Genomic DNA, 10,729 nt, shown 5'->3' with positions numbered 1-10,729 from the left:
CCGTCACACCCTGCCCCGGACCCACCGGCGAACGCGCCCACTGGTGGTGGTACCAACCCTTCCAACCCCAAGCACCACCAACCACCAACTGACTTGCTGCCTACTTCGCGATCGCCATCACCGCGCCCGGCCGTAGCCAACCGATGATCTTCACCAGCGTGGCGTCATCGATGGCCACGCAGCCCGCCGTCGGTCCCCCGTCGGTGGTGTGAAAGAAGTAGGCGGAGCCGTCGCCGGGCGTGCGGGATTTGTTGACGCCGATGACCACCGCGTGCCGGTACTGCGGGATGTTGAGGTTCTCGCTGGCCGCCGTGCTGAACGGGCACTGGGCTTTTTTGCAGACCTGCATGGTGTTGTAGGTCGGGCTGTTGGAGTCGCTGTCCCACCAGTGGTCGGATCCGACCTGCACATACGGCAGGCCTCCGCCGGGATTCGGCGCGGTGCCGAACGCCGAATCGAGCGTGTAAAACCCCATCGGGGTCGACGGCTCGCCTTCTTTGGTCCCTGGCGTGATGCCCGCCGAACCGACATGTGCCGGAATCCCTGCCGCGACCGCCTCCCAGCCCACCGGAGTCCGCTGATAGACATCGATCTTTGCAGTCGAATGACCCACTCCGACAACCGAAACCACCTGTGTGGCGTTGCCGACCGCATTGCCGAACCAGGGTTCGACGACCGCTGCGGCCAGCGGCGCGGTCGCCACGGTCACCCCCATCGCGCACAACGCGGCGCACAGCAGAACTACCAGTGGACGCACCGCACCATGGTCAGCGACCGGAGGCGTCAGCGTCAAACAATGATTGCGGCACGGCGTGTCCAGCGCCGAGATCAGCCTGCTTCGCGGCAGCTGAATCGGGCAACCACCCGCTGCGCCTGCAACTCCCGGCAACCGTTGGCCAGCAGGCCGTCGTAATGGCTGGAACCCGCATAGATGGCCGGCAGGCCGATGGCGGCCGCGGTGCGGGCCCCAGACTCATAACCGGCGATCACCAGCGCCTCCCCGGCCACAATGCCAAGCTCCCACAGCGCCAGCCGGTAGAGCTCGGCGTCCCCGGCGGGGCCGGTCAGGTCGTCGGCGCTCACCACCGTCTCGGCCATGCCGTCACCGATCAGCTCCCGCACCCGCTCCTGCACCCAGGCACGCGGGCCGGCGCCCACCACCGCGATCCACAGACCCGTCGCGAACAGGCTCAACACCAGGTCCACCAGGCCCGAGCGGGGTTCGCCGTCGGCGTCGGCGAGCGCGTCTAGATCGAAGATCACCGCTTGCAGGGGGTACACCTCGGCATCCGGGTGCGCCTGGTCCCACCAGAACGGGCGGCCCGGACCGGTCCATGTCGCGAGTTCAGTTGTGATCTGCATAACAGACACCGTGCCGGACGCGAACCTCGGTGTCCTCCCCCATTGGGGGGATCTGGGTGGGGTAATCACCGGGGGCCTGATTCGGCGGTCCCAGCTTCACCTCGCCTCCGCCACCCCTACGGGCCGACTCCATCGAGCCTCGCTGAACCGCCGGCCTGATTCGGCGGTCCCAGCTTCACCTCGCCTCCGCCACCCCTACGGGCCGACTCCATCGAGCCTCGCTGAACCGCCGCAGGGCCCTATTGTCTTGCTATGCCCGTGCGCCTGGTCCTCGTCGACGACCACGAAATGGTGATCGAGGGCCTGCGGGCCATGCTCACCGCGTTCGCCGATCGGATCGAAGTGGTCGGCCAGGCGATCAATGCCGAGCAGGCCATGGCCGTGATCGCCGAGACCGACCCCGACATCGTGCTGTGCGACGTACGGATGCGCGGTGAGAGCGGCCTGGACCTGTGCCTGGCGCTGCGGGAACGCGCCCCGGAACGCAAGGTCGTGATGCTGTCGGTCTACGACGACGAGCAGTACCTGTTCGAGGCGCTGCGCGTCGGCGCGACCGGCTACCTGCTCAAGAGCATCAGCAGCGACGACCTGGTGCATCAGATCGAGTTGGCCCACCGCGGCGAGACAGTGATCGACCCGGGGCTGGCGGCGCGGGCGGCCGGCACCGCCGCCCGGCTGCAACGCGATGAATTCTGGCCCGGCGCCCGCCAGGGCCTCACCCAGCGGGAAAGTGAGATCCTGGCTTACATGGTCAGCGGGCTGTCCAATCGCGGGATCGCCACCAAGCTGGTGATCGGCGACGAGACGGTCAAATCCCATCTCCGCTCCATCTACCGCAAGCTCGGGGTGTCCGACCGGACCGGTGCCGTGGCGACCGCGCTGCGCGAAGGCATCTACCGGTGAGCTCCAGCAACGGGCCGCGTTCCCGCCCCCGCAAGACCACGGCGGTGCGGGATTTTGTAGACGCGAACCACGAGCTGGCGCTGCTGCGGGAACTGATCCAGGCCGCCTCCAGCGGCCCCGGCGTGGAACCGCTGGCCGCCGCAGCGGCCCGGATGATCACCGCGGCCACCGGAACCGACGTCTGCTTCGTGCACGTCCTCGACGACACCGAGCGCTCGCTGACCCTGACCGGCGCGACCCCGCCGTTCGACACTGAAGTGGGCAAGATCCGGCTGCCGCTGGGATCGGGGGTGTCGGGCTGGGTGGCGCGGCATCGCGAGCCGGTGGTGATCAGCGACAACAAAGAGGCCGACTCGCGCTACCTGCCGATCGAGTCGCTGCGTGGGCGCGACTTCACCTCGATGGTGTCGGTGCCGATGGAGACCGATCCCGGCGGGCTGGTGGGTGTGCTCAACGTGCACACCGTGACCCGCCGCGAGTTCACCCCCGGTGACGTCGAGCTGCTTCGGGTGATCGGCCGGCTCATCGCCGGCGCCATGCACCAGGCCCGGCTGCACCGGCAGCTGGTGGCGCGCGAACGTGCCCACGAGCTCTTCGTCGAGCAGGTGATCGAAGCCCAGGAGATCGAGCGGCGCCGGTTGGCCGGCGACATTCACGACGGCATCTCGCAGCGGCTGGTGACGCTGTCTTACCGGCTCGACGCCGCCGCCCGCGCGGTCGGCAATGACCCGGATGAGGCGTCGGCGCAACTGGAGGCCGCTCGTGAACTCGCCGGGCTGACCCTGCAGGAGACCCGGGTGGCGATCAGCGGGCTACGGCCTCCGGTGCTCGACGATCTGGGCCTGTCCGGTGGCCTGGCCAGCCTGGCTCGGTCGATCCCGCAGCTCACCATCGAGCTGGACCTGGCCGAGACCCGGCTGCCCGAGCACATCGAGCTGGCGCTGTACCGGATCGCGCAGGAAGGCCTGCAGAACGTGGTCAAACACGCGGCTGCGACGACGGTGCGGCTGGGATTCGCGATCACCGCCGACCCCGACACCGCGCGGCTGGAGATCACCGACGACGGGGTGGGTTTCGACACCTTCGAGCACCCGGTGGGCGGCGACGAGATGGGCGGCTACGGGGTGCTGTCGATGGCCGAGCGCGCCGAGCTGGTCGGCGGCCGGCTCAATATCCGGTCACGGCCCGGGGCGGGCACCGCCGTCACCGCCACCATCCCGATCCCGTCCCCCGCCGCGCGAGAGTCCACATGAACCCGCCGGCCAGGGGCCTAGAAGTCTCCGGCATTGCGACGCAACGTCTCAATCGCCGAGGACAGCGTTCGCGACTCCTCCTCCGACATGCCGACGTCGGCGAACACCTCCCGGTTCAGGCTGACCGTCGCGTCGGCGACCGTGGCCCGGCCCAAGTCGGTGATCGACACCAGCGTGGTGCGCCCGTCGGTGGGGTGCGGCAGCCGCTCGACCAATCCGGCCGCCTCCAGCCGCCGGATCGCGTGGGTGACGCTGGTGACGTGGACCTGCAGCCGGTCGGAGGCCTTGGTGATCGGCAACTCGCCAGAACGGCTGAACGCCAGCAACCGCAGCAGCTCGAATCGGGAGAAGCTCAAGTCGTAGGGCCGCAGCGTCGCCTCCACCCGTGCCAGCAGGATCTGGTGGGCGCGCATCACCGATGTCACCGCGACCATTCCGTCGGCGACCTCACCCCAGCCGGCCCGCTCCCAGTTGGCGCGGGCCAACGCGATCGGGTCGGCATCGCCGGAGGAACTGGAAGCTGCCACGCCCTTTTCTTACCGCACCGCGTGGCGCGGTCGCTTCGGTGTGCGGCAATTGACATCATGGCGCCGGTCGCTGCACGCGGAGGCAGGGCCGGAAGAGTCGTCGCGGTAGGGGAATTGAACCGATGAGTGCTCGGCTACGTGACACCGACATGACCCCCTCGTCGCCTTCGCTTGCCGCGGTAGCCGTTGAATTCCCACTGAACCGATACAGCCAAGACGAATCGGCCCAAGCATTGGGCGACATCGCCGGTCCCGAGTTTCGGCGGTTCTTCGATGCCAGCGGCGTCGCATCCCGGCACCTGGCGTTGCCGTTGCCCCGCTATGCCGAGCTGAGCGGTTTCACCGAGGCCAACAACACCTTCATCGATGTCGCCCTCGACCTCGGTGAGCATGCGCTACTGGCGGCCCTGGATGCCGCCAAGGTCAAGCCGGCCGACGTCGACCTGGTGGTGTCGACGACGGTAACCGGGCTTGCCGTACCGACTTTGGAGGCCAGGCTGGCGGCCAGGGTTGGACTGCGGCCCGACGTCAAGCGGATCCCGTTGTTCGGCTTGGGCTGTGTCGCAGGTGCTGCCGGGGTGGCCAGGATGCACGACTACCTGCGCGCCTACCCCGACCACGTGGCCGCGTTGCTCGCGGTCGAACTGTGCTCGCTGACCATCCAGCGCGACGACCGTTCGATGGCCAATTTCGTAGCCGCCAGTCTGTTCGGCGACGGCGCGGCCGCCGTGATCGCGACCGGGGCGAACCGGCGCCCGGTCCGGCCGAAGGCGCCGAAGGTACTGGCCACCCGCAGCAGGCTCTACCCCGACACCCAGGACGTGATGGGCTGGGATATCGGCACCAGCGGGTTTCAGATCAAGCTGTCCGTCGAGGTCGCCACCGTCGTCGAGAAGTATCTGGCCGAGGATGTCCGCAACTTCCTGGCCGACTGTGGCATGACCTCCGCTGACGTGTCGACTTACGTCTGCCATCCCGGTGGGCCGAAGGTCATCGAGGCGGTCCAGGACGTGTTGGACCTGCCTGCAGATGCGCTGGATCGAACCCGAACGTCGTTGCGCGAGAACGGGAATCTGTCATCAGCCTCGGTGCTCGACGTGCTGCGGGCCACCATGGCCGATCCGCCTCCGCCGGGCTCGTTCGGACTGATGGTCGCGATGGGACCGGGATTCTGCTCCGAACTCGTGCTGCTCGGCTGGTAGCCCGCGCGATCGGTTGATTCCGCCACCCGAAGACCGGCCCACCAGGATGCGCGAGGCTGATGCAGCGTTCCAGACGCGCACCCTCACCGTGGTGAGACGGTTCAGCGTGGAGTTCGGTTCTTTCTCGTTCCGGGGTCAGCCGGCGGCCGGGCTGGTCAGAATTCTGGGCCCGTCCTCGGTCACCGCGACGCTGTGTTCCCAGTGCGCGGCGCGTGACCCATCGGCGGTGACGACGGTCCACTCGTCTTCGAGGATCACCGTTTGATCGGTGCCCAAGGTGAGCATCGGCTCGATGGCCAGCACCGAGCCCGCCACCAGCAGCGGTCCGTGGCCCGGCGATCCCTCATTGGGTAGGAATGGGTCCATGTGCATCTGGCGGCCGATACCATGGCCGCCGTAGCCGGCCACGATGCCGAACGAGCGCTTGAACTCGGTCGACGCGGCCCGGGCGCCCATTTCGATAGCGTGCGACACATCACTGAGTCGGTTGCCGACCACCATCGCCGCGATGCCGGCCTCCATCGCCTGCCGGGTCGCCGCAGACAGGTTGTCGTCGGCGGCGCTCAGCGTCCCGATCCCGAAGGTCACTGCGGCATCGCCGTGCCAGCCGTCCAGGATCGCACCACAGTCGATGGACACCAGATCCCCGGCCACCAGCACCTCGGCCGCCGTCGGGATGCCGTGCACCACCCGGTCGTTGACCGAGCTGCAGATCGACGCCGGGAAGCCGTGGTAGCCCAGGAACGACGGCGTGGCGCCCGCGTCCCGGATCACCGATTCGGCGATCTCGTCCAGTTGCAGGGTCGAGACGCCGACGGCCGCCGCTTCGCGGACTGCGGCCAGGGCAGCGGCGACGACGGCGCCGGCCGCAGCCATCGCGTCGAGCTCACCCGGGCTGCGATGCGGCACCGCTTTGCGCCGCTTCGCCCACCCGATCACTACTGTCCCAGGGCGTTCAGGGCGCGGGTGAACACCTCATCGAGCGTGCCGAGCGCATCCACGACATGCAGGTCGTGCTCGTCCTGGTAGTAGTCCAACAACGGCGTGGTCTCCTCGCGGTAGACCATCATCCGATTGTGGATGACCTCAGCGGTGTCGTCGGCGCGACCGCGTTCCTTGAGCCGCTTGAGCAGTTCGCTCTCGGTGACCCGGAACTCCAGGACCGCATCCAGCTTGGTCTGACGGTTTTCCAGCATGGCGTGCAATGCCTCCGCCTGCTCCACCGAACGGGGATAGCCGTCCAGGATGAAGCCGTTGGCGGCGTCGGGCTGGTCCAGCCGATCTTCGACCAGCGCGTTGGTCAGCTCCGGCGGAACCAGGTCGCCCGCATCGAGGTACTGCTTGGCCTGCTTGCCCAGCGCGGTGCCCTCGGCGATGTTGTGCCGGAACAGGTCACCGGTGGAGATCTGCGGGACGCCCAGCTTCTCCGAGAGCTTCACCGCCTGGGTGCCCTTGCCTGCTCCCGGCGGTCCCAGCAGTACGACTCTCACTTGAGGAACCCTTCGTAGTTGCGCTGCATGAGCTGACTCTCGATCTGCTTCACCGTGTCCAGACCCACGCCGATCATGATCAGCACCGCGGTGCCGCCGAAGGGCAGGTTCTGAACGGTGCCCGAGCTGCCCATGTTCAGGAACAGGTTCGGCAGCACCGAGATCACGCCGAGGTAGATCGAGCCGGGCAGCGTGATCCGGCTGAGCACATAGCGCAGGTAGTCCGCGGTCGGGCGTCCCGGGCGGATGCCCGGGATGAAGCCACCGAACTTCTTCATCTCGTCGGCCCGCTCGTCCGGGTTGAACGTGATCGACACGTAGAAGTACGTGAAGAAGATGATCAAACCGAAGTACAGCCCGATGTAGACGAAGTTGGACGGGTCGGACAGGTAGGTGCTGACGAACTTGTCCCACCAGCTGTTGCCGGGGCCGCTGCCGCCACTGTGGACCAACTGGGTGATCAGCTGCGGAATGTAGATCAGCGACGAGGCGAAGATGACCGGGATAACGCCAGCCTGGTTGACCTTCAGCGGCAGGTACGTCGAGGTGCCGCCGTACATGCGCCGGCCGACCATGCGCTTGGCGTACTGCACCGGGATACGGCGCTGGCCCTGCTCCACGAAGACCACGCCGACGACGATGATCAGTGCCGCCAGGCAGACCATGGTGAACACCACGGCGCCGCGGGAGTCGAGGATGGTCTTGCCCTCGATCGGAATGCGGGCGGCGATACCGACGAAGATCAGCAGCGACATGCCGTTGCCGATGCCGCGCTCGGTGATGAGCTCTCCGAGCCACATCACCAGGACCGCGCCGGAGGTCATCACCAGCACGATCACCATCAGGGTGAAGATGCTGTGGTCGGCGATGATGTCGTGCCGCAGGCTGCAGGTCTGCAGCAGGCCGCCGTTGGCGGCCAGCGCCACGATGCTGGTGGCCTGCAGAATAGCCAGCGCAACCGTCAGGTAGCGGGTGTACTGCGTCATCTTGTTCTGGCCGGACTGGCCTTCTTTACGCAGTTCCTCGAAGCGCGGGATCACCACGGTGAGCAACTGCACGATGATGCTGGCGGTGATGTAGGGCATCACGCCGATCGCGAACACCGTCAGCTGCAGCAGCGCGCCGCCGGAGAACAGGTTGATCAGTGAGTACACCTGCGCGGCATCGCCACCACTGACTTCCTTGATGCACTGCTGCACGTTCTGGTAGTCGACGCCGGGCGACGGGATCGCGGCTCCCAAGCGGTACACCACGATGATGCCCAGCGCGAACAAGATCTTGCGCCTCAGGTCGACCGTCCGCAGTGATGAGATGAAAGCCGAGAACACTCTTCTCCTCCTGCGCAGCCGAGGTCCGGTCGCGGCGTTCAATGGGCTGTTGTGTCCCAGCCCCGGTTAGTCCTGGGTTAGTCCTGCGTTTTCGCGTCCACGGGCCAGCCGATCACGACGAGGCCACGCGTGTCTTATGCGCGTCAGCAGTCTACGAGAGTAACAGCTGCGCACCGCAGGCCGGGCGGGCGTTGGCGGCACTCCCAGCGCGTGATCAGCGTAGCGGCGTAGAGTCGTCGACGACTCGTTAAATACGCTAACTAACTTCCGGCGGCACCCGACCGGCAGAGCTAGATAGACGCTAGAGAGATAGGAGTATGCACCGTGGCAAGTACCGGCCGACTTCCTGGAGACACCTGGGACCTGGCCTCCAGCGTGGGCGCCACCGCCACCATGGTCGCCGCCGCCCGAGCCCTGGCCACCGCCGAAGCCGAACCGCTCATCTCCGACCCGTTCGCGGCGCCGCTGGTACGTGCGGTGGGCATCGACTTCTTCACCAAAATGGTCGACGGCACCCTGGACCCGGCGGTGGCCGCCGAGGCCAAGACCGCCGCCGGCCCGATGACCGCCGTGATGGCGGTACGCACCCGGTTCTTCGACGACTTCTTCGGCCAGGCCGCGGACGCCGGCATCCGGCAGTCGGTCATCCTGGCCGCAGGACTGGATTCGCGGGCCTACCGGCTGGGTTGGCCGGCCGGCAGCGTGGTCTATGAGATCGACCAGCCGGACGTCATCGAGTTCAAGTCCCGCACGCTGGCCGACCTGGGAGCCCAGCCGACCGCCGATCGCCACGCCGTGGCCGTCGACCTGCGCGACGACTGGCCGGCGGCATTGCGCGAGAGCGGTTTTGACCCGACTAAGCCCACCGCATGGAGCGCAGAGGGCCTGCTCATCTATCTGCCGCCGGAAGCGCAGGACCGGCTGTTCGACCACATCACCGCGCTGAGCGCCCCGGGCAGCAGGATTGCCACCGAGTACCACCCCGACGGCGCGGCCACCCTGAGCGACTCGAACCAGTCGCTGGGTCAGCGCTTCGCCGACCAGGGCCTGGATCTCGACATCGCCACCCTGGTGTACTCCGGCGAGCGAAACCCGGTCGCGGCATACCTGACCGAGCGCGGATGGCAGGTGCGCGAACGCGGCCGAGAGACCGTGTTCGCCGACTACGGCCGCACCTTTCCCGACGGTGACATAGTGGCCCGGCTGCGCAACTCGGTTGCGATCGAGGCGATCCGGCTCTAAGCGGAATTTCGCCACTTACAACGACGATGGCCGCCGGTCTCGAAGGACCGGCGGCCATCGTCGTGTTGCGCGGTGGCCGCGCTATCAGCTCGGGGGGATGACCCCGCCGCCCTTGCCGCCCTCGCCGGGCTGCCCGGGCGGGCCGGCGGTGCCGCCGCCAGCAGCCGAACCGCCACCGCCGGCGGGGCCACCAGGCCCGGCGGCGCCGGGGCCACCCGGAGTGCCATCGGCGCCGTTGCCACCGTCTTGGCCCGCGGTGCCGTTGGGGTTGTTGGCCGCACCGCCTTTACCGCCGAGGTTGCCGCCGGCCGCGTTTCCGCCGCTGCCGCCGTTTCCGCCGCTGCCGCCGTTACCGCCGGCGCCACCGTTGGGGTTCGTCGCGCTGCCGTTACCGCCGCTCGCGCCGGCACCACCGGCGCCACCGTCGCCGCCCCTGCTGCCGTTACCGCCGGCGCCACCCTTGCCGCCGTCGCCGCCGTTGCCGGAGTTGCTGCCGCCGAGGCCGCCGTCGCCGCCCTTACCGCCGTAGCCACCGTCGGCGCCGTTGGACCCGTTGCCGCCGGTACCACCGGTGCCACCGGCACCTGCCGACTCGCCAGGCGCGCTACCGGCGTCGGCGCCGGTACCACCGCTGCCGCCGTTTCCGCCCTTGCCGCCGATTCCGGTGCCATTGCCGCCGGTGCCGCCAGTGCCGCCGTTGGGGTTGCCGGACTGATCGCCGTCGGTGCCGGCCGACCCGGTCCCCCCGGTCGTGCCGGGGCCGGTCGGGGCATTGGCGCCCTTACCGGCGTCGCCACCGTTACCGCCGTTTCCGTCGGCGCCGGCGTTGCCGCCCTTGCCGCCGTTGCCGCCGTACTGGCCAGTGCTGGTCGCATCGGCACCCTTGCCACCGTTGCCGCCGTTACCGCCGGTGCCGGTCGATCCGGCCTTGCCGTTCGCGGCTTGGCTCCCGTCACCGCCGGTGCCGCCCGTGCCGGCGGTTCCTGCTGTGCCACGGTCGCCGCCGTCACCACCGTTGCCGCCGTGGCCGCCGTGCGCGCCCGATCCGGTGGTGTTGGTGGCGATCCCGTCGCCGCCGTTGCCGCCGTTGCCGGCGTTACCGGCGTTACCGGCGTTGCCGCCCTTGCCGCCAGCACCGGCGCTGCCGCTGCCGCTGGCCCCGGTACCGGCCGCGCCACCGTTGCCGCCACTGGCGCCGTTGCCACCGTTGCCGCCGCTGCTGGCGTCGCCGCCGGCGGAGCCGTCCGGGTTCGCGGTGGTGCCATTGCCCCCGGTGGTGCCGTTGCTGCCGTGGCCGCCGTTGCCGCCGTTGCCACCAGCACCGCCGGTTCCACCGTTGCCCCCGACGCCGGAGTTGGTGCCGCCCAGACCGCCCGCACCGCCGTTACCGCCGGCGGTGCCGTTGCTGTCTCTTATACACAT

At 68.6% G+C, this 10,729-nt stretch carries 11 protein-coding genes and 1 pseudogene; 5 read left to right on the top strand and 7 right to left on the bottom strand.

All coding sequences use genetic code 11. The features are described from left to right. On the top strand, positions 1-92 hold a 92-nt coding region (locus LI94_RS24640), incomplete at its 5' end, for a hypothetical protein (protein WP_239651267.1). A gap of 8 nt (positions 93-100) precedes the next feature. Here the strand turns inward: LI94_RS24640 and LI94_RS18005 are convergent. After that, entirely contained in the window at positions 101-757 is a 657-nt protein-coding gene (locus LI94_RS18005; protein WP_024440319.1) for a L,D-transpeptidase family protein, read from the bottom strand. A 71-nt stretch (positions 758-828) separates the two neighbouring features. Continuing rightward, entirely contained in the window at positions 829-1,362 is a 534-nt protein-coding gene (locus tag LI94_RS18000; RefSeq protein ID WP_024440320.1) for an HAD family hydrolase, read from the bottom strand. A 252-nt stretch (positions 1,363-1,614) separates the two neighbouring features. Between LI94_RS18000 and LI94_RS17995 the strand changes: the two genes are divergently transcribed. Together LI94_RS17995 and LI94_RS17990 are read left to right on the top strand one after the other, a co-directional pair. Further along, positions 1,615-2,265, top strand: a complete 651-nt coding sequence (locus LI94_RS17995; protein WP_046302050.1) for a response regulator transcription factor — start codon at positions 1,615-1,617, stop codon at positions 2,263-2,265. A 44-nt stretch (positions 2,266-2,309) separates the two neighbouring features. After that, entirely contained in the window at positions 2,310-3,518 is a 1,209-nt protein-coding gene (locus LI94_RS17990; protein ID WP_046302052.1) for a GAF domain-containing sensor histidine kinase, read from the top strand. A 17-nt stretch (positions 3,519-3,535) separates the two neighbouring features. Here the strand turns inward: LI94_RS17990 and LI94_RS17985 are convergent, their stop codons facing one another. Then, the gene (locus LI94_RS17985; RefSeq protein ID WP_024440323.1) at positions 3,536-4,045 is read right to left on the bottom strand and encodes a MarR family transcriptional regulator; all 510 of its coding nucleotides are present in this window, start codon (positions 4,043-4,045) and stop codon (positions 3,536-3,538) included. 122 nt (positions 4,046-4,167) lie between these two features. Here LI94_RS17985 and LI94_RS17980 point away from each other — a divergent pair, with 122 nt between their 5' ends. Continuing rightward, positions 4,168-5,247 (top strand): 3-oxoacyl-[acyl-carrier-protein] synthase III C-terminal domain-containing protein, encoded by a 1,080-nt coding sequence (locus LI94_RS17980; protein WP_046302049.1) that lies wholly within the window; start codon positions 4,168-4,170, stop codon positions 5,245-5,247. A 135-nt stretch (positions 5,248-5,382) separates the two neighbouring features. On the opposite strand, the gene map is transcribed toward LI94_RS17980, so the two are convergent. The 3 genes from map to secY are packed head-to-tail and all read right to left on the bottom strand — an operon-like array spanning position 5,383 to position 8,065. Further along, positions 5,383-6,186 carry a type I methionyl aminopeptidase gene (map, locus tag LI94_RS17975; RefSeq protein ID WP_046302048.1) on the bottom strand — a complete coding sequence of 268 codons (804 nt, stop codon included), beginning with the start codon at positions 6,184-6,186 and terminating at the stop codon, positions 5,383-5,385. Continuing rightward, a complete protein-coding gene (locus LI94_RS17970) occupies positions 6,186-6,737 on the bottom strand; it encodes an adenylate kinase (RefSeq protein ID WP_024440326.1) in 552 nt (183 codons plus the stop codon). Before LI94_RS17970 ends, map begins: the two co-directional genes overlap by 1 nt. After that, positions 6,734-8,065: a preprotein translocase subunit SecY gene (gene secY / locus LI94_RS17965; protein WP_024440327.1), complete on the bottom strand. Its 1,332-nt coding sequence runs from the start codon at positions 8,063-8,065 to the stop codon at positions 6,734-6,736. Before secY ends, LI94_RS17970 begins: the two co-directional genes overlap by 4 nt. 393 nt (positions 8,066-8,458) lie before the next feature. Between secY and LI94_RS17960 the strand changes: the two genes are divergently transcribed. Next, complete coding sequence (locus LI94_RS17960; protein ID WP_046302051.1) at positions 8,459-9,307, top strand: class I SAM-dependent methyltransferase; 849 nt, start codon at positions 8,459-8,461, stop codon at positions 9,305-9,307. A gap of 84 nt (positions 9,308-9,391) precedes the next feature. Here LI94_RS17960 and LI94_RS23920 read toward each other — a convergent pair. After that, positions 9,392-10,729 (bottom strand): annotated as a pseudogene (locus LI94_RS23920) (PE family protein); the annotation flags it as partial.

The organism is Mycobacterium sp. UM_Kg27 (assembly GCF_000972905.1).
GTDB lineage: Bacteria > Actinomycetota > Actinomycetes > Mycobacteriales > Mycobacteriaceae > Mycobacterium.
Note: the sequence above shows the minus strand (reverse complement) of the source record. Positions and strands in the feature narration are given on the sequence as shown.